This is a genomic window from Bacillus sp. FSL K6-2841, from assembly GCF_037976435.1.
Taxonomy (GTDB): Bacteria; Bacillota; Bacilli; order Bacillales; family Bacillaceae; genus Bacillus; species Bacillus pumilus.
Map to the genome: position 1 here is coordinate 942,811 of NZ_CP150266.1, position 19,031 is coordinate 961,841.

At 40.1% G+C, this 19,031-nt stretch carries 21 protein-coding genes and 1 tRNA gene; 18 read left to right on the forward strand and 4 right to left on the reverse strand.

Annotated features, from left to right (window positions below; all coding sequences use genetic code 11):
• Positions 1-54 precede the first annotated feature (54 nt).
• The 6 genes from MHH68_RS04585 (at position 55) to MHH68_RS04610 (ending at position 4,347) form a co-directional block, all read left to right on the forward strand.
• On the forward strand, positions 55-801 hold the full coding sequence (locus MHH68_RS04585) for an ABC transporter ATP-binding protein (protein WP_310427249.1): 747 nt from the start codon (positions 55-57) through the stop codon (positions 799-801).
• Positions 779-2,245 carry a hypothetical protein gene (locus MHH68_RS04590; protein ID WP_339165342.1) on the forward strand — a complete coding sequence of 489 codons (1,467 nt, stop codon included), beginning with the start codon at positions 779-781 and terminating at the stop codon, positions 2,243-2,245. Before MHH68_RS04585 ends, MHH68_RS04590 begins: the two co-directional genes overlap by 23 nt.
• A complete protein-coding gene (locus MHH68_RS04595; protein WP_268498206.1) occupies positions 2,229-3,134 on the forward strand; it encodes a PqqD family protein in 906 nt (301 codons plus the stop codon). Before MHH68_RS04590 ends, MHH68_RS04595 begins: the two co-directional genes overlap by 17 nt.
• On the forward strand, positions 3,131-3,412 hold the full coding sequence (locus MHH68_RS04600) for a hypothetical protein (RefSeq protein WP_058014465.1): 282 nt from the start codon (positions 3,131-3,133) through the stop codon (positions 3,410-3,412). Before MHH68_RS04595 ends, MHH68_RS04600 begins: the two co-directional genes overlap by 4 nt.
• Before the next feature lie 80 nt (positions 3,413-3,492).
• Positions 3,493-4,146, forward strand: coding sequence for a hypothetical protein (locus MHH68_RS04605; RefSeq protein WP_268498205.1), 654 nt, complete (start codon positions 3,493-3,495; stop codon positions 4,144-4,146).
• Positions 4,147-4,273: 127 nt separating this feature from the next.
• A tRNA-Gly gene (locus MHH68_RS04610) sits at positions 4,274-4,347 on the forward strand.
• A 98-nt stretch (positions 4,348-4,445) separates the two neighbouring features.
• Here MHH68_RS04610 and MHH68_RS04615 read toward each other — a convergent pair.
• Entirely contained in the window at positions 4,446-5,042 is a 597-nt protein-coding gene (locus MHH68_RS04615) for a hypothetical protein (RefSeq protein WP_260850314.1), read from the reverse strand.
• A gap of 83 nt (positions 5,043-5,125) precedes the next feature.
• Between MHH68_RS04615 and queG the strand changes: the two genes are divergently transcribed.
• The 10 genes from queG (at position 5,126) to MHH68_RS04665 (ending at position 15,778) form a co-directional block, all read left to right on the forward strand.
• A complete protein-coding gene (queG, locus tag MHH68_RS04620; RefSeq protein ID WP_268498221.1) occupies positions 5,126-6,274 on the forward strand; it encodes a tRNA epoxyqueuosine(34) reductase QueG in 1,149 nt (382 codons plus the stop codon).
• Between the two features lie 61 nt (positions 6,275-6,335).
• Positions 6,336-7,238: an amidase domain-containing protein gene (locus tag MHH68_RS04625; RefSeq protein WP_061407193.1), complete on the forward strand. Its 903-nt coding sequence runs from the start codon at positions 6,336-6,338 to the stop codon at positions 7,236-7,238.
• 43 nt (positions 7,239-7,281) lie between these two features.
• On the forward strand, positions 7,282-7,755 hold the full coding sequence (gene trmL, locus MHH68_RS04630) for a tRNA (uridine(34)/cytosine(34)/5-carboxymethylaminomethyluridine(34)-2'-O)-methyltransferase TrmL (protein ID WP_003211950.1): 474 nt from the start codon (positions 7,282-7,284) through the stop codon (positions 7,753-7,755).
• 169 nt (positions 7,756-7,924) lie between these two features.
• The gene (locus MHH68_RS04635; RefSeq protein WP_339165346.1) at positions 7,925-8,632 is read left to right on the forward strand and encodes a YrpD family protein; all 708 of its coding nucleotides are present in this window, start codon (positions 7,925-7,927) and stop codon (positions 8,630-8,632) included.
• Between the two features lie 377 nt (positions 8,633-9,009).
• Positions 9,010-10,905 carry a PrkA family serine protein kinase gene (locus tag MHH68_RS04640; protein WP_058014461.1) on the forward strand — a complete coding sequence of 632 codons (1,896 nt, stop codon included), beginning with the start codon at positions 9,010-9,012 and terminating at the stop codon, positions 10,903-10,905.
• A 139-nt stretch (positions 10,906-11,044) separates the two neighbouring features.
• A complete protein-coding gene (gene yhbH, locus MHH68_RS04645) occupies positions 11,045-12,208 on the forward strand; it encodes a sporulation protein YhbH (RefSeq protein ID WP_003211440.1) in 1,164 nt (387 codons plus the stop codon).
• Between the two features lie 363 nt (positions 12,209-12,571).
• The gene (locus tag MHH68_RS04650; RefSeq protein WP_058014460.1) at positions 12,572-13,204 is read left to right on the forward strand and encodes an HlyD family efflux transporter periplasmic adaptor subunit; all 633 of its coding nucleotides are present in this window, start codon (positions 12,572-12,574) and stop codon (positions 13,202-13,204) included.
• A 39-nt stretch (positions 13,205-13,243) separates the two neighbouring features.
• The gene (locus MHH68_RS04655) at positions 13,244-14,863 is read left to right on the forward strand and encodes a DHA2 family efflux MFS transporter permease subunit (RefSeq protein WP_058014459.1); all 1,620 of its coding nucleotides are present in this window, start codon (positions 13,244-13,246) and stop codon (positions 14,861-14,863) included.
• A 17-nt stretch (positions 14,864-14,880) separates the two neighbouring features.
• Complete coding sequence (locus tag MHH68_RS04660; protein ID WP_012009378.1) at positions 14,881-15,405, forward strand: flavodoxin family protein; 525 nt, start codon at positions 14,881-14,883, stop codon at positions 15,403-15,405.
• A 13-nt stretch (positions 15,406-15,418) separates the two neighbouring features.
• A complete protein-coding gene (locus MHH68_RS04665; RefSeq protein ID WP_268498201.1) occupies positions 15,419-15,778 on the forward strand; it encodes a hypothetical protein in 360 nt (119 codons plus the stop codon).
• A 114-nt stretch (positions 15,779-15,892) separates the two neighbouring features.
• On the opposite strand, the gene cspB is transcribed toward MHH68_RS04665, so the two are convergent.
• Positions 15,893-16,093: a cold shock-like protein CspB gene (gene cspB / locus MHH68_RS04670; RefSeq protein ID WP_003212277.1), complete on the reverse strand. Its 201-nt coding sequence runs from the start codon at positions 16,091-16,093 to the stop codon at positions 15,893-15,895.
• A 217-nt stretch (positions 16,094-16,310) separates the two neighbouring features.
• The gene (locus MHH68_RS04675) at positions 16,311-17,396 is read right to left on the reverse strand and encodes a diguanylate cyclase (protein ID WP_268498200.1); all 1,086 of its coding nucleotides are present in this window, start codon (positions 17,394-17,396) and stop codon (positions 16,311-16,313) included.
• A 98-nt stretch (positions 17,397-17,494) separates the two neighbouring features.
• Between MHH68_RS04675 and MHH68_RS04680 the strand changes: the two genes are divergently transcribed.
• Entirely contained in the window at positions 17,495-17,875 is a 381-nt protein-coding gene (locus tag MHH68_RS04680) for a hypothetical protein (RefSeq protein WP_061407201.1), read from the forward strand.
• A gap of 34 nt (positions 17,876-17,909) precedes the next feature.
• Here the strand turns inward: MHH68_RS04680 and MHH68_RS04685 are convergent, their stop codons facing one another.
• Complete coding sequence (locus tag MHH68_RS04685; protein ID WP_061407202.1) at positions 17,910-18,308, reverse strand: hypothetical protein; 399 nt, start codon at positions 18,306-18,308, stop codon at positions 17,910-17,912.
• A 154-nt stretch (positions 18,309-18,462) separates the two neighbouring features.
• On the opposite strand from MHH68_RS04685, the gene MHH68_RS04690 reads away from it, so the two are divergent.
• On the forward strand, positions 18,463-18,969 hold the full coding sequence (locus tag MHH68_RS04690) for a YhcN/YlaJ family sporulation lipoprotein (RefSeq protein ID WP_169056173.1): 507 nt from the start codon (positions 18,463-18,465) through the stop codon (positions 18,967-18,969).
• Positions 18,970-19,031 lie beyond the last annotated feature (62 nt).

Here is a 19,031-nt window from a genome sequence, read left to right on the forward strand (position 1 = left end):
CGGGCGGTTTAGCCTGATCTGTTTTTAAAGAATATGCAGACACTTGGAGGTTATATGTTTACGATCGAGAAATTAACCAAGACGTATAAAAATAACGTGACTGCTGTCAATGATTTTCATTTAAAGATCGCCCCTCATCAAATCGTTGCTGTTGCTGGACCGAATGGTTCCGGTAAAACAACGATGATTAACTGTATACTCGGCATCATTAAGCATACAGAAGGAACGATTCTGTTGCAGGACGTCACAAATGACGAACCATCCTTTAAAAAACAAGTAGCCTATGTTCCAGATGATCTGCTGCTTCCTGAAGCATTGACTGGTGCTGAATATTTAGATTTTGTTTCTTCTATGTATGAATGTAAAACAATTCATAGAAGAAATCAACTAATTGAACTGTTTGATATGGACTCGGCTTTATCAAGACCGATTGAAACCTATTCACATGGTATGAAAAAAAAGACACAGCTGATTGCCGCCTTTATGCTTGATAGTCAATTGGTGATCATGGATGAGCCCTTTAGAGGACTTGATATTGAAGCGGTTATAAACACAAAGAAACTGATGAAGCGTTATGCCGAGCACCATGGTGCGATCTTGCTTTCAACGCATGATATGCTTTCAGCGGAAGAGCTGTGCCACAAAATCGCCATTATTTCTAAAGGAAATAAAATGGATGAAGGAACGGTCTCAGCCTTAAAGGAGAAATATCAATCAAGCACATTGGAACAGGTGTTTCTGAAAGCTTCAATGTTAAGTGATAGGGGTGCACATTTTGATGAAATCATTAATCATTTCTAGAATGATGCTTAAAATGTGGCAGCAGGAGATGTATAAGCTCTTTGATACTCAGACGAAGCGAATCATTGTGATCTTATTCTTTTTATTTGCCATCACAATGGGCGCCATCATCGGATATAGTTTTACGGGCGTCTTTATGAAGGCTTTCTTAAATGGAGATGAACGTTCACTTGGATTACTTGTTGTATCAATGGCGATCAATGCATCCATCTTTACAAGCCTGTTATTCATTTTGATCAAGGTCAGAACGCCTGAGCAAGACCGTTTTTCTATGCAGCTAAGCTGGTTCCCGCTTTCTACCTTTCAGAAAAGCCTTGGGTACTTTATCCCGATGGTGACAGTGGTGGCAGGGCTTGTTTTATTTTTTATCGGTATTCTGCTTTTACCTAATTTTATTGCCCAGGGAATAGGTATTTTCTTTATCTTTACGTTCTTTTTGATGGTGATTTTGCAATCGCTTTTTGTCTTAATGCTTTTACAGCTCATTTATAATATGACCTATTTGGTCGTACTGAAATTAAAATTACCGTTGCAAAAATTTGCAGCGATCTTTGTTTTATTAGCACTAGTTGTGGCGTATGGAATGACGCACTTTAATATCAGTCAAATTCAGCAATCATATATACAGTTTGATTATCATTTGATGTATTTTACAGCACCGTTTTTCTTAGCGGCTCAAGGAATGTCTCCTGAAGGGGTAAACTATGTAATTTTGATTCTGTTTATCCTTTTATCGGCGGGCGGCGCCTTTCTTTCTCTTGCGATGATGCCGATTATGGCAGAAAAAAAAGCGTTAACCTTTTTAAACAAGCTGCCATTTTCTTCTTCAAAAAAATGGTCACTTATTGTAAAGGAAATGAAATCACAGGTGCGAAATGAAGAAAACATTTTAAACTTTCTCATTCTCCTCATTGTGATCTTATTCGTCCGTTATCAATTTGGATTCCGCTTTGAAGCAGAAGCATTTTTTATTCTCTGCGCTCTCGCTGGATTAACCGCCTTCAATTCATTTGGCAATGATAAACGAATGCTGGGGATGTACAAAACGTTTGGCTTAAGATCTTGGGAAGTGGCTCTGTATAAGTTTATCGGGCTTTTGCTTGTTGGTGTACTGCAAATTGCAATATTTATGCTGACAACGCTGACGCTTCCTGATCAGGTTTGGAACGTATTGATTGGGGCCGCTGTCTTATGCAATGCCACTGCGCTCTTTTATGTGGTAGGTATTTTACTTCCGCTTGATCGGAACAATCCTTACACAGGCATTTTTTCATTTGGAGCACTTATTTTACTCATGATTCCGATTGTTTTTATTGGAAACTATGTCATAGGGGAGTCGAGTCAAACACTTCAGTGGCTGCTTGTAGCTGCATTTGAAGGTCTGCTCATCTTTGCCATATACAAAGGTTTTTCATGGAGGTATTCACATGATTCAACTTCTTAACAATAAGCTAAAGATTGAGCGGGTACCGGCACTTGCGCCGTATGTGACCTTACAAAAGAGGCATCTCACGGATACGCAGTATGGAAGCACACTCCCGATTAATGAAAGTGCCTATCATATGCTAACGAAAGTAGATGGCAAAAGGACAGAAGCGAGTATTACCGCAGAGCTCGCTGATTTGTTTCAGGTCGATGAGTCTGTGATTTCTCGTGACTTTTATCAACTGATGATGGGGTTGAATCAGCACCACTTAATGTCTATTCATTATCAATCACCATATCGGATTGTAACAGCCTGCTGTCAATTTTTTAAACAGTATCAAGTGAAAATGAAGGAACGATTTGATTGCACTGGTCACTCGTTCCTTCACATTTTTGGGACAGCATTGCTCATGGTGACACGTAAAATCATTTTTTTCTGGATGCTTTTTATGGTCATGGCAGGGCTCGCTTTTTTATTCATTCCTGACCGGTCGATTGCAGCCATTGCGATTTATTTTACAATTATTTATTTTGGATTAATTACCGGGACCGCCTTACATGAGGCAGCACACGGCTATGCGCATCGGAAATTTGCGGGACGGGATGGTCCACAAGGGTTTTTTGCGAGTGATATGATGTCTGTGAAATTTGTGAGACCCGTATTAGATCCGTTTCAGAAAAAGCAGGTATGGATTACCTTGCTTGGGCCGCTTGTCCCAGGTGTGATCGGGGCAGCAGGGATCATTGTGACCGTATTATGTCTAAAAGAAAATCCAATTTCAACAGGCTTCTTTATTTTTTCAATCACGTATTTTATTCAATTACTCTATCTTCTTCCGTTTATGGGGGATGGTAAATCCATTATGAAGCAACTATTGCTTGGGGGAATGGGAGGACAACGATCATGAACGTACAGGCGATGAAACAAGGTGCTATTGTTGGTGGTTTCTTGGGGTTTTTAGGCTTTCCGATGCTGACAATCGGTGTATTGTTTTATCATTTATTTCAATCAAAAACGAATGATGCTTTATTATTTAACAGTCTCGCTTTTGAGATGGAAGGTTCATCCGCATTTACTTTTCAAATCAAGCCAAACTTTTTTATTTATATGATTGTGATTTTTGCCGCGAGTTTTCTCATTGTGGCTTTCTTATCAGCCATGAAGCAGAAAAAAGCGAAAGGTTAGGAGAATTCTCCTAATCTTTTTTTGTATGTAAAACCAAATTTTAGTATAATAGAAAATAAAAAACATCAAAGGGGATCTCAATGTTAAAAAAATGGAGTTTTCTTATATTCACTGTTTTTCTATTAGCAGGATGCGGCGAGAAGGCCGAAGAAACCACGCAAACCGAGAAGACGGTATCTACAATAAACAAGGAGTCTACTAAAAAGAAAGTAACCATTGAACAAATGAAACTGACAAAAAAAGAAAAGAGCTTACTAGAAGCATCAACCACTAATGAAATGGTGGCTTTAACAATAAAAGGATTAACGAAGAAGGATAAGAGTATTACGTTTATCGGGAGTCATTATAAAAATGGCCGATTAGCTAATAAGGAAGCATCATCTGCCACCTTTACTTTACATCAGGATGGAACCGACCAAACGATGAATGTGCTCTTACAATTAAGACATGAGAAAGATACATATGAATCACAATTTAGTATGTGGTCAGACAACAAGAACGAGGGAATGACGAAAGCGACAGCAAGCTTTCCGTTCAAAGTAAGTGACTATGTTTTCTCTGCTCAATCTGAAACTGTCAAAGTCTCTTCTGGAGGAAAGGCACTGATTGCGTACACAGCGGCAATGGGGAAAGACGGAAATTCACCGATGCTTGAAAAGATTGAGGAAAATCCTAAGCAAGCGCTGAAGAATAAGTCACATGCCTACTTATTTTATATTCAGCTCGATAAATAACTATCGTAATATATACGGAGAATATGAAGTTTTTTGACGAAAAATCTTCATATTCTCTTGACGAATTGTTAAGAAAGTTGTAACATAATAAAAGTCAACGCAATGACGTTGCTTTTTAAAAATTGATGCGGGTGTAGTTTAGTGGTAAAACCTCAGCCTTCCAAGCTGATGTCGTGAGTTCGATTCTCATCACCCGCTCCAATACATAATTTTGTTTATAACGCAGTATTTCGTTTCTTAGATAAACGAAGTGTTGCGTTTTTTATTATGTCAGTATAATGTGAAAAAGCACTGTCAAGCTACAGTGCTTTTTCAATAAGTTCATATTTACTTTCTCCACCATGTATTTGTACAAACATCTTCGTCAAGGATTGAATGAGAGCTTCACTCTTTTCCCGGGAAATAGATGGCGGAAACAGGATGATTTGCAAAATGTTTTTTGTTTCTTGAGAAATGTGAGCTTTACTTGGTTGAGAAAATAATCCCTTAAGTCGTGCGTTGTCCTGCCATTCAATGTGACCTCTCTCATGTTTTGCTAGTGAAAGCGGCTCTTCTATTCGATCAGCATCGAATGTCAGGATAGGCAAGAAATATTTTAAAGAGAAAAAGATCGACAAATCCTGTACGGAATTGGTCGAGTCAATAAATTGTTCTTTTTGGATATCAGCAAGAATTGGCAAGAAAGGGATGTCTTTTAAAAGATCCATCCATTCTTTGATTGCTGGTACTTCTTCTAAGACTTTATCTTCGTATTCAAAAAATAAAGATTCTTGAAACAGGCGGAGCCTGCCTTTTAACATTTGCGGGGAAGTGCCAACTTCAATATGCGAATATTCAATCTGTCCAACATGGATAGACGGGTTTTCAGGATGAGAAATTTCCATATGTATCTTCACAGTGACTCACTCCAATCGGTCATGATACACTCGTATTATACTGAAAACAATAGAATAAACAAAGAAAGGAGGTTTGCAAGGTGATTCATGTTGGAGAATTAAAAGAAGAATTGATTCAATATGCTAAAGAAATTGGTGTTGATAAAATCCGATTTGCAAGTGCTGATACATTTGATTCATTAAAAGACCGCCTCATCTTACATGAATCGTTAGGGTATTTGTCAGGCTTTGAAGAGCCTGATATCGAAAAACGAACAAACCCTTCTTTGCTGCTTCCGAAGGCCAAATCAATTGTTGCGATAGCGCTTGCGTATCCTTCCAAAATGAAAGATGCTCCTCGAAGTACAAAGGATGCAAGAAGAGGGATCTTTTGCCGTGCTTCTTGGGGAACAGACTATCATGTTGTGTTGAAAAAAAAGCTCGATATGCTCGAAGAATTCTTGCGAAGCAAACATGCCGATATACGAACAAAGTCAATGGTGGACACAGGGGAACTGTCCGATCGTGCAGTAGCGGAACGTGCTGGCATAGGTTTTAGTGCGAAGAACTGTATGATTATCACGCCAGAGTTTGGGTCTTACGTGTATTTGGCTGAAATGATCACAAATGTCCCATTTGAACCGGATGAAAAAATTGAAGATCAGTGCGGAACGTGTAATAAATGTGTAGATTCATGTCCAACTGGTGCACTTGTGAATCCAGGACAACTGAATTCTCAACGGTGTATTTCCTTTTTAACGCAAACAAAAGGATTTTTGCCTGACGAATTTCGTTCGAAAATAGGAAATCGTTTATATGGGTGTGATACGTGCCAAATAGTCTGCCCGATCAATAAAGGGAAGGACTTTCACCTGCATCCTGAAATGGAGCCGGATCCTGAAATTGCGAAGCCGCTCTTAAAGCCGCTTCTTACGATCAGTAATCGCGAGTTTAAGGAAAAATACGGTCATGTTTCAGGTTCATGGCGGGGGAAAAAGCCGATTCAGCGAAATGCGATTTTGGCACTTGCACACTTTAAAGATACATCTGCCTTACCCGTGTTGATTGATTTGATGCACAAGGATCCGCGGCCTGTTATTCGGGGCACGGCTGCTTGGGCAATAGGGAAAATTGGTGATGTGGAGCTGCTCCCAGAGCTGGAAAAAGCCATTGAGCGGGAAAATGATGAAGAAGCGAAACAAGAAATTGTTAAAGGGATGGATCTTTTACAGACACCTTTAAATACTAAATAACATCCCTATGAACATAGAATGAACCAAACAGAGATTTTAAAAAAAGTTTGGTGGTGTCTGTGTGAAACAATTATTAGAGCAAACATTAGAAGACAGGCTTGGTTATTTATTAAATGGGAGTGCAATCAAACAGCCGCAGCTGATGTCTGATGTGGAAGCAGTCGAACGGAAAAAAGAGCTTTTTGCTAGAAGACAGGTGGAGATTGTCAAAGCAAAAGCCAAAGCAACACTCCTAGATTCATCGATTCAGGATGACGGTGCTCAGCATGTGCAGTATCTCGCTCATCTCACTTATGTATGCAAGGATGTAGACGATTCTTTTTATTTAGAGGAACAGGTAGAAAAAAGAGAAGCGTTCCTTTACAACGACATGCTTGTAAAAGATCGATTGATGATAGAAGAACGTCAAATGGAAGAGCAAGTGGATGAGCGCTTTCAGACCGAAGAACAATTTGGGAGAGCCTTTCACTATGACCGGCGGGCAGCCGTGCAATATGCGGAGACGTACTGGAATAAACGAAATCCTGCCTATAAAAATTTTGAAGATAACTGCACAAATTTTATTTCACAATGCTTAAAGGCAGGGAATGCGCCAACGAGAGGATATCCGAACCGTGGATCTGGCTGGTGGGTGAGGCCGCATACGTGGAGCTATAGCTGGACAGTAGCTCATTCGATGAAAAATTATTTAGCGAATTCGAAAGCGGGTTTAAGAGCAAAGAAACTGAAAGAAGCGCAGGAGCTTCAAATTGGTGATGTCATTTGCTACGATTTTGAGGGAGATGGCAGGTATAATCATACAACCATTGTCGTCGATCACGATAAAGGCGGGATGCCTCTTGTGAATGCTCAGACATATGACAGTCGTATGCGTTATTGGTCGTATGAGGATTCGACCGCCTATACACCAGCTATTCGTTATATGTTTTTTCACATTTTGGACGATGCCGCAAAGGATAGTTAATGGTATAATGTTGAGCGGAAAAGAAAATTAGAGGTGAACTTTTTTGGGACTTCATGTCGTTTTATATCAACCAGAGATTCCAGCTAATACTGGAAATATTGCGCGTACATGTGCAGCAACAAATACAACCCTTCATCTGATTCGTCCGCTTGGTTTTTCGACAGATGATAAAATGCTGAAGCGTGCAGGACTCGATTATTGGAAATATGCCAATGTGGTCTATCATGACTCGCTTGATGAATTGTTTGAGGCTCATCCGAAGGGACAATTCTTCTATATTACAAAATTTGGTCAAAAGCCGCATACGACATTTGATTACTCTCAGCTAGATGAAGACTATTTCTTCGTTTTTGGCAGAGAGACAAGTGGATTGCCGAAGGATTTGATCGAGCGGAATATGGACCGCTGTCTTCGTTTACCGATGACAGAACATGTTCGTTCTCTGAATCTATCGAATACGGCAGCAATTCTTGTGTATGAGGCACTTCGCCAGCAGCAATACCGTGATCTGATTTAAGGTCATCATGAAAGCCGGGATACTCATCTCGGCTTTTTTATATGAAATAAGAAACAAAAAGAAGGAAAATACGACACTTTTATACTTTTTTTGACATGTAAAAAAATAGGTAGTATGATAGATTGTGATAACGTTTTCAAAAAATGAATCCATTAGGAGGAAAAATGAGATGAAAAAGCTACTGATCACTAGTGCCATTAGTTCAGCTATTTTAATGGGGACGATTCCAGTCAGTATCCCAGGTCTCTCTCTAACGCAGGAAATAGAAGCAGCGCAACTATCGAAAGGTATCGGCGGGCGTACTTATATCAATAGCAATGGATCTATATTGGTCACAAAGATTCAACTCCCTTCCGCAATAAGTGTGTCAAATGGGACAGCTTATATTTATTCTGGGTTCACAGGATCAAAGGAAGCGGATATTGGTCTTCAATACAGTTCAACTTATAATGTGTGGAAACCTACGATGAAAGTAGGAGCAAATAATCAAGAGACATATATCGAAGGGAAAAATGACTTTACGTATACAAAAGGATTTAAGCCTGGAAGTACTGTGCAAATGACCATTTACAAAAACTTGAATGGACATACAAGAGCAACGTTCTGGGGGACAAATAATGTTGGTTATACCGGGCGTATCATCACGGAAATCCAAAACTCAAACATTGGCTCTGTGACGAAGTGGAACTTACTGTCCACAGTAGCAGTGACTGACGATATCTACCGGAAAGATATTCGTGCGAACTTCTCTACTCGTTTTACTGACATTACATTAGACAGTCGTGCCGTCACACCTGTGATTGATACGCAAGACTTTACGTCCATTCAGGTATCAGGAAATACAGTGAATATGCAGGTGCTAAAAACAACGAACTAAATGAAAAAAGGATGTTCCGCTAATGGAACATCCTTTTTTTCATTTACCAGGCTTGCCTTCGTAGCCAGCTGTGAAAATGGATACTAAAAACGTAATGATGACGCCCATCATAATGACCGTTCTCATATAAGCTCCCCCTTATCCCTTTGTTTCGATCGCTGCCTGTTTCATATGATGTGAAGTTCGCCTCTGAAAAGCAGGAGAAGAAGATCATTTTTCTCCTGTTTTTCCTTTATTATGAAGGGTCTTGCGGATGGTTGTCAATTCAGTTTGCCAATTCGTCATTTTGAAGAACGAAAGCATGTAATAGGACGCCTCCGCATAGATTGTAAAACAGTATCTGATTACTTGCTTCAATCTTGAAAGAGGAGGTTCATATGGATATTTTAAAGAAAATCGAACAGCACAGAGAAGAAGAGCAGCGTCTTAAATGGGAAGGCACATTTGGCGAGTATTTAGACATAATAAAGGAAAATCCACTTGTCGCTCAATCTGCTCATTCTCGCGTTTATCATATGATTAAAGACAGCGGGATTGAAGAGGAGAATGGGGTCAGAACGTACAAATTTTTTGATCAGGAGCTTTTTGGATTAGAGGAATCACTCGAAAGATTAGTGGAGGAATATTTTCACCCTGCTGCCAAGAGGCTCGATGTGAGGAAGCGTATTTTGTTATTGATGGGACCAGTGAGCGGGGGGAAATCTACGCTTGTTACTAGGCTGAAAAGAGGACTAGAAGAATATTCACTGACAGATAATGGCGCAGTCTATGCGATCAAAGGCTGCCCAATGCATGAAGATCCGCTTCATCTTATTCCGCAAAATCTGCGGGAGGATTTCTATAGAGAGTATGGCATTCGTGTGCAGGGGAATTTGTCTCCTCTCAATACGATGAGGCTGGAAGAGGAATATGGCGGACGAATTGAGGATGTAAGGGTTGAACGGATCTTTTTCTCAGAGGATAAACGGACCGGTATTGGTACCTTTAGTCCGTCTGATCCGAAATCTCAGGACATTGCTGATTTAACAGGGAGCATCGATTTTTCAACCATTGCTGAATTTGGATCAGAGTCAGATCCAAGGGCCTACCGCTTTGATGGAGAACTCAATAAAGCAAACCGCGGGATGATGGAGTTTCAGGAGATGTTAAAGTGTGATGAGAAATTTTTATGGCATCTTCTGTCATTAACACAGGAAGGAAATTTTAAAGCAGGCCGTTTTGCCTTGATTAGTGCAGATGAATTGATCGTTGCTCATACGAATGAAACCGAGTACAGGTCATTTATTTCAAATAAAAAGAACGAGGCCTTGCATTCAAGAATTATTGTGATGCCAATTCCTTATAACTTGAAGGTAACAGAGGAGGAACGCATTTATCATAAAATGATTTCAGAAAGTGATGTCGCAGGTGTGCATATTGCCCCGCATACACTGAAGGTGGCAGCGATGTTCTCCATTTTGACAAGACTCAAAGAGCCGAAGCGTTCTGATATTGATTTGGTGAAAAAAATGCGTCTGTATGACGGAGAAAGTGTCGAGGGCTTCCAATCTGCTGATATTGATGAGATGAAAAAGGAATTTCATGATGAAGGGATGAGCGGAATTGATCCGCGGTATGTCATTAACCGCATTTCCTCCACCATTATAAGGAAGAATATGGAATCTATCAATGCGCTGGATGTCCTTCGTTCGTTAAAAGAAGGGCTCGATCAGCATCCATCTATCTCAAGCGAGGACCGGGAGCGCTATTTGAATTTTATTTCTGTTGCGCGAAAAGAGTACGACGATATTGCGAAGAAGGAAGTACAAAAGGCATTTGTGTATTCCTATGAGGAGTCAGCGAAAACGCTCATGGATAATTACTTAGATAATGTCGAGGCCTATTGCAACAAAAACAAGCTGCGTGATCCATTAACCGGTGAAGAAATGAATCCTGATGAGAAGCTTATGCGTTCAATTGAAGAGCAGATCGGGATTTCTGAAAACGCCAAAAAGGCTTTCAGAGAAGAAATTCTGATTCGTATTTCGGCTTATGCGAGAAAGGGCAAACGCTTTGATTATAATTCTCATGAGAGATTGCGTGAGGCGATTCAGAAGAAGCTGTTTGCTGATTTAAAAGATGTGGTAAAAATCACGACGTCAACGAAGACACCGGATGAACAGCAGCTGAAGAAAGTGAATGAAGTAGTGGCTAGATTAATTGATGAACATGGCTATAATTCAACAAGTGCAAATGAACTTTTAAAATATGTAGGCAGTCTTCTCAATCGTTAATAAATGAAGGAGGCATTATTGGCGCACCTGCACCGGTAATGTCTTTTTTAGAAATGACCGTCAACTTGGGTGACGAGCAGCATAAGATAAAGGAATCGGTGGTTAGAAGAATAGTGCAAACAGGTGAGGAGGGGGATGGATGTCCCGGCAAGAAAAAAGTCAGTTTATTGTATCTCAGGAAGACTGGTCCCTCCATCGAAAAGGCTATGACGACCAGCAGCGTCATCAGAAAAAGGTCAAAGAAGCGATTAAAAACAATTTGCCGGATCTTGTCACAGAAGAGAGCATTATCATGTCTAATGGAAAAGATGTTGTTAAAATTCCAATTCGTTCGTTAGATGAATATAAAATTCGGTACAACTACGATAAAAATAAGCATGTGGGTCAAGGCGATGGAGACAGCGAGGTAGGCGATATTGTCGCACGTGATGGATCAGACAGTAAGCAAGGGCAAGGAAAGGGGCAGAGCGCAGGAGATCAGGCTGGAGAGGATTATTACGAAGCTGAGGTCTCATTAATGGATCTTGAGGAAGCGCTGTTTCGGGAATTAGAGCTGCCAAACCTTAAACAAAAGGAGCTTGACGACATCATTGTCGAGCAAATTGAGTTTAACGATATTCGCAAAACCGGGTTAACAGGGAATATTCATAAAAAACGAACGATGCTGTCAGCATTTAAACGAAATGCAATGACAGGCAGTCCTTCCTTTTATCCAATCTACCCAGAGGATATCAAATATAAGACGTGGAATGAAGTGACCAAACCAGAGTCGAAAGCCGTCGTTTTGGCAATGATGGATACGAGCGGAAGTATGGGACTTTGGGAAAAATATATGGCGAGAAGTTTTTTCTTTTGGATGACACGTTTCTTACGGACAAAGTATGAGACGGTCGATATTGAATTTATTGCCCATCATACAGAGGCGAAGGTTGTAGATGAAGAGCATTTCTTCTCGCGCGGTGAGAGCGGGGGGACGATTTGCTCCTCTGTCTATCGAAAGGCGCTAGAGCTCATAGACGAACGTTACCCGCCGTCACGATATAATATTTATCCTTTTCATTTTTCTGATGGAGACAATTTGACCTCAGACAATGCACGGTGCGTGAAACTTGTTTCTGAAATTATGAAAAAAGCCAACTTATTCTGTTATGGAGAAGTGAATCAATACAACCGTCATTCCACATTAATGTCAGCATATAAGCATATACAGGATGAGAAATTTAAGCATTATATTTTGAAGCAAAAATCAGATGTTTTTCTCGCCCTAAAAAAATTTTTTCAGCAGGAAGAAGTTCTTTCGTAAATAGCACATTAAAAAAAACCTTTCAGTATAAGGGCTGAAGGGTTTTTTGTATGGAGAAGGAAGGGATCACCAGAAAAAAAGTAAAACTTTCTCTTTGACATTTCAATTTTCATTTATTAATATTTAATCTTGTTAAATATAAGTTTTTCAAAAAAGATGCCGATCTTCTTTTCTTCTTTTTCTACTCTTTGCTCATGAGTGAACAATAAGTATAAATGGGCTGCACACCATTATTCATGCGGGGAAGATGAAGGGGAAATAACAGTTTTATGAGCTTACTTCATATTCTGTCAGATGATGGGCATTCTAAGTTTGCTAAAGCAGATGACACTATATTTTTATACATGAAAGGAGAAACAAAACATGAACAGAGGGCGTTTATTGCTAACGAACATTATTGGCCTTATTGTGATTCTTGCCATTATTGCCGGAGGTGCTTATTACTACTACGAAAGCACAAATTTTGTCAAAACTGACGAGGCGAAAGTAACAGGTGACATGTATCAAATCACAGCACCAGCAGCTGGACAAATCAAAGGCTGGGATATCAATGAAGGTGACGAAGTGCAAAAAGACAGCACTGTTGCAAAAGTTGAAGGAGAAACAAAAACAAACGTTAAATCAGTGGCTGATGGCACATTAGTCAAAAAAGAAGTACAAAATAATCAACAAGTGCAGCCTGGTACAGTTCTTGGTGAAACGATTGATTTAAGCAAGCTTTACATCACAGCAAATATCAAAGAAACAGATATTAAAAACATTGAAAAAGGCGACAAAGTCGACATCGTGGTAGATGGTGATCCTGATACAACATTTGAAGGAACAGTTGAACAAATTGGTTATGCGACAAATTCAACATTCAACATGCTGCCAGCAACAAACTCAAGTGGTAACTATACAAAAGTGACACAAAAAGTAGCAGTGAAAATTTCAATTAAAAATCCATCAGACAAAGTACTTCCTGGTATGAATGCTTCTGTCAAAATTTCATCTTAATGATGATTGATATCAAAAAATGAAAGGAGGTTGTCTGAGATGGCAAATCAACCTGCAGCAACAAAACAGGGAGCAGGCTCCTTGTCTTTACTGATCATTTTAATGGCCGGCTTGTTCGTCGCGATTTTGAACCAAACACTTCTGAACGTAGCTATGCCCCATTTAATGACTGAATTTAATGTGAGTGCAACGACGATTCAGTGGCTTACAACAGGTTATATGCTTGTCAACGGTGTGCTGATTCCGTTATCTGCGTTTTTAATCACACGCTTTGGACAGCGCAGTTTATTCCTAGTTGCCATGATCTCGTTTACACTAGGGACCTTTATTTGCGGGATTGCACCGAACTTTTCGACCATGCTCATCGGCCGTTTGATTCAGGCAGTCGGCGGCGGTATTCTGCAGCCACTCGTAATGACAACAATCCTTTTTATTTTCCCTCCAGAAAACAGAGGGAAAGGAATGGGGATTTTCGGTCTTGCGATGATGTTTGCTCCTGCGGTAGGACCAACTTTATCTGGTTACATTATTGAACATTATTCTTGGCGTATTATGTTTTATGGACTTGTTCCAATCGGAGCAATTGTCATTATCGCGGCTTTCTTTATGTTTAGAAATATTGTAGAGCCTAAAAAGATCAAGCTGGACAGCCTTGGTGCGATTCTTTCCATCGTTGGTTTTGCTTCGCTCCTATACGGAGTGAGTGAAGCTGGAAGTGATGGCTGGACAGATCCGATCGTCTTATCGACGATTATTGTAGGTGCGATTGCGATCATTCTCTTTATTTTCCAACAGCTGAAAGCTGATAATCCGATGCTTGATTTCCGAGTGTTTAAATACAGCATTTTCTCATTATCAAGTGTCATTAATATTATTATTACAGTTGCCTTATACACTGGGATGTTCTTACTTCCGATTTATTTGCAGAACCTCGTTGGGTTTACCGCATTGCAATCCGGGCTATTAATGCTTCCAGGAGCACTTGCGATGCTGATAATGTCCCCGATTTCAGGTATTTTGTTTGATAAATTTGGACCTCGTCCGCTTGCGATTGTGGGGATGCTCATTACCGTTGTCACCACATTTGAGTTTACAAGGCTGACTATTGATACATCATATAGTCACATTGTGCTCATGTATGCAATTCGTGCATTCGGTATGTCACTCCTTATGATGCCGGTGATGACAGCTGGGATGAACCAACTACCACAGCACTTAAACAGCCATGGGACAGCGATGTCTAATACATTAAGACAAATAAGCGGTTCGATCGGTACGAGTTTGATCACAACGATTTATACGAATCGGACAACATTCCATTATTCCAATATGGCGGATCAAACAAATACAGCGGACCCGTTCTTTATGAATTCATTCCAGGCGGCTGTGTCGAATGTGATGCACCATATGGGCATGACAGCTGAAGCTGCTCAAAAATATGTATCTACCCAGCTCTTTACGAAAGCACAGGTTGATTCAAACGTAATGGGTATCAATGATGCTTACATGTGGGTAACGTTATTCTGTGCCGCTGGTGTCATTCTCAGCTTGTTCCTGCGTGATGTACGTAAGGATAAAAAGCGAAAAGATCAGCAGCATAAAAAACAAGAAATGACACTGCTTCCAGCACCTAAGGAAGCAAATCAAGATGCAAGATAAGTGTGGAGGGACCGTACATGAAAATTTATGTCGTATACGATAGTGAAGGTGACCATACGAAAGCACTGGCAGAAGCAATTGCAGCGGGTGCAGGTGAAACAGAGCAGGCAGAAGTATTCGTTGATCACGTAAAAGATGCGGATATTCGCAAGCTTGATCAAATGGATGCAATCATTTGGGGCTGCCCTGGTCACTTTGGGACCATTAGTGCTGGATTAAAGACATGGATTGACCGTCTTGGCTATCTATGGGCAGAGGGAAAACTAATCGATAAAGTCGGTGCCGTTTTCTGTACAACTGCTACAACGCACGGCGGTTTAGAAATGACAATGCATAATTTGATTACACCAATGTTCCACCAAGGGATGCTTGTCGTTGGTCTTCCTGGAAATGTGCCAGAAAATGCTTTATACGGCTCTTACTATGGAGCAGGTGTGACATGTCCGATTGATTCTGATGAAGTGATTTCGACAGAAGGCATTGAACTCGGGAAAGCATTAGGAAGACGTGTAGCATCAGTCACTGCGTCATTTAAGCGATAAGGAGAGGGTTCTTTTGGCGACGATTATTGTAGCGTTAGTAGCTGCTGTTCTAGTCATTATCGGATTAGTAGCATTCAATGTTAGACACGCTTCGGTCGAGAAGAAAGAGATCAATGAAGATGTGCCCAATCAGCCTGACGTGGCCCGCAGCGAGTCAGAAGTTGCGGTGAGACCTGTAGAGCCTGAAGTAGAAGAGGAAGCGTCAACGCCTCCTCAAACGGATGAACGAGTGCCTGGAGATGATTTCTATAGACAGGCGCTTCAAAAGTTTAAGCAGCCAGAACCACCTGTCAAAGAAGAAGAACCAGAGACAAAAATGAATGATGATATGTATCGTTCTGCTTTGCAGAAGCTAAAGCAGAAGGATAAATAAAAAAGAGAACCTCTCGTCAGGTTCTCTTTTTTATTATGGCACAAAAAAACCGCCGGCAGAAGCCGGGCGGTTTTCCTTCACTCTATAAAGTGCTAAAGAGCAGATGCTCTTAAATTACGCTTTGTTAACGTTAGCAGCTTGTGGTCCACGGTTACCTTCAACGATTTCGAAAGAAACTGCTTGACCTTCTTCTAAAGTTTTGAAGCCTTCGCCTTGGATAGCAGAGAAGTGAACGAATACATCGTCTTGACCTTCTACTTCGATGAATCCGAAACCTTTTTCAGAGTTGAACCATTTTACTTTACCTTCTAACATGAAATTTCCTCCTAAAGCGATCATAACGCTTAAATTCACTATTCTTGCTCTTACACAAACTTCAAAGACGAAAACTCTTTCAAAACTTTCTTCTTAAAGATGATACGAACAAAAATAATTACCTTTACTTTACCAGTGTTTGCGGGAAAAAACAACTGTTATACGAAAACTTTTTTAAAAATAATTAGCGATAACAAATTGAGGAAAAAGCCTATATTCATTGGCCTCTTTTTCTCCTTGAGAAGCTCACTTGATTTCGGCCAGACTGCTTCGCTTTATAGAGCTCCTGGTCAGCTATAATCGGTAATTGTTTGATATCTGGACTTGTCCCGGGGTAATACGCACACCCAAGTGATACTGTAATATGAATGGACATGCCATTTTGTAAATAAACCGGCTGATCTGCTATTTTTCTCCGTAAGCGTTCTGCAATCTGCCATGTTTTTTCAACTGTACAATTTGGTAGAAAGACTGCAAATTCCTCGCCGCCGATCCGGCCAATATAATCAGAACTTCTTGTGTTTTTGATCAGCCTTTTTCCGATTTCTTTTAAAACCATATCTCCCTCATGATGTCCATATTGGTCATTGATGGATTTGAAGTAATCAATGTCTAAGTAAATAAGGGACATTTGATGGATAGGCTGCTTAAATTTCATCGAAAAAGCATCATTTAAGACCTCATCGAACTTCCGTTTATTTAAAACACCTGTTAAAAAATCATAATGAGCTTGGAATTTATATAAATTCAGCAGCTGATATGCTTTTGTTTGATGCTCAATGACGTAAAAGTTAAACAATCCTGCAATAAAAGAGAACATCCAATAAGCAAAATGCAGTTCAAATGATGTCTCATGCACGATTAAGATAAATAGGCTTGTGGCAATCACATTACCTAACGTAATGGACAACAGCATTTTCACAACATGATTCATATGCCGTTCAGCAATTAAAAAAGAAGCAGTTGCGATGATCATCATGGAAAAAATATTGATGAAAGAAGCGACGTTGGCTTCGATTAATAATCGACCAATGATCACAACAAAGGCTGCAATGATGGTTTGGGCGATGCCTCCGTAAAAGGCCGTTAAAATAAGGGGGATATGTCTTAAATCGATGATGGCTGGTCCTGCTTTGATAGAGAAGAACATTAAAAGGACACCGAGTAACCCAGAAAGAATGCCTTTGCATAGTTGTCTAAGCAGGGTATCTTCTTTCTTAAGGAAATTCTCTTTAAACACAAGCATAAATAAATAATGGAAAGTGACAAGAATTGTTAAATTAATAAAGAGGTCTCTTAGCAAAATTAAATCACCTTTTTAAAATTACTAAAATTTGTTGCAAAAGAAAAGGGGAAAAAGGATAATTAATAAAAATTTCACTTATGAGGGGAACGAAACACATGCGAGGAAAACGTTTCCCAGATGAAACGGACTGGCTTTCTTTTTTTGAAACGGAGCCTGATGAAAGGTTCGAGAAAGGGATGCCTATTGAATATCAAAGCCTGACATTTCGATTTGAGAATCAAGACGAGCGCTTTGTTGTCACGATGTACCTTGGAAGTCAAGAATTTACGTTAAAAGCTGTTCGAAAAAAAGATGGATCTGTTTTAGGCATCTATGATTTTAAAACCGTGCAGCATGTAGAGATCAAAAAGGATCGGCCGAACGAAAAAGAGCTTTTAATCATAATGGAAGCTTATCACGATTTTATGGCAACAGTTGAAATCACCTTTTTACCTTTCTTCTCTGTGATGGTGAAAGAACATTTTTCAGGAGAATAAACAGGAGCCTCTATACATGAAGGCTCCTGTTTTCTTATTTGTGCTCGATGTCATTGATCACTTGCTGGATTGATTCATCATCCATCACATTCATGACACTCTCATCAATATGGAGAGACTGTGCATAAGACTCTCTTGGCTGATGGTTTCTTGATGTTGATTGGTGCTGGTTCGAATGGTTTGGCTGTACAGCAGTGAATGCTTGCTTCATCATTTGTCCGATTTCCGCAGTGCCCTTTGATTCTTTCTGTGCGTGTGACTCGTGTCGAGTCGAGTCATGGTGCTGTTGATCTTTTCCCTTCATCATTGAAGACATGTTCATTTGCGTCATGCTTTTCAGTCTTCTTCTTAAAACCGGGGAAAATAATGCAATGATGGCTGTTGATGCTGCGATCATTGCGCCAGTGCTCATGCCTTTTCTTTTTTTAAACAAACGAATCCCTCCATTTGGTCGTGATGATACTTCTTCATCATGTTTAGGATGACCAAACAAAGCTGAATTATGAATTCATTTCGCTGAAAGAGAGGATGGATGCATAAAAAGCCGACTGGATGAAAAACCTAAGAGCAAAAGGAGGGAATAATTGATGAATAAGAAATGGATGCTATCTTTACTACTCGTTCCAGCATTGATCACCACTGGATGTGGTATGAACAACCAAGGAGACGAGCGAAGAGGAACAATGAAACGACAGTATGAAAATGTCACATATAAGAATGACAACATGAGGCAGGATCAGCAAAATGTCCAAACACCTCAGAAGGTCAAAGTGGCAGATAAAGCGTCAGAGCTTGTAGCCAACATGTCTGAAGTAAAAACAGCGAACGTACTTGTTACAGGAAAGAATGCATTTGTTGCCGTTATGCTTGAAGGCGATAAAAGTGGTAATGTCACAGAAGATTTGAAAAAGAAAATTTCTGATAAAGTCAAATCAACGGATCAACAAATCGACAATGTGTATGTATCTGCCAATCCAGACTTTGTCGACCGCATGGAAGGGTACGGAAAACGTATTAGAAGCGGAGAGCCTATCTCAGGATTTTTCGATGAATTTACTGATACGGTCAGACGTGTCTTCCCTGAATCAAAATAGCTACGACAAAAGCCGTATGTCATATGCGGCTTTTTTGTTTGGAACCGCACCTTGCGCACCTG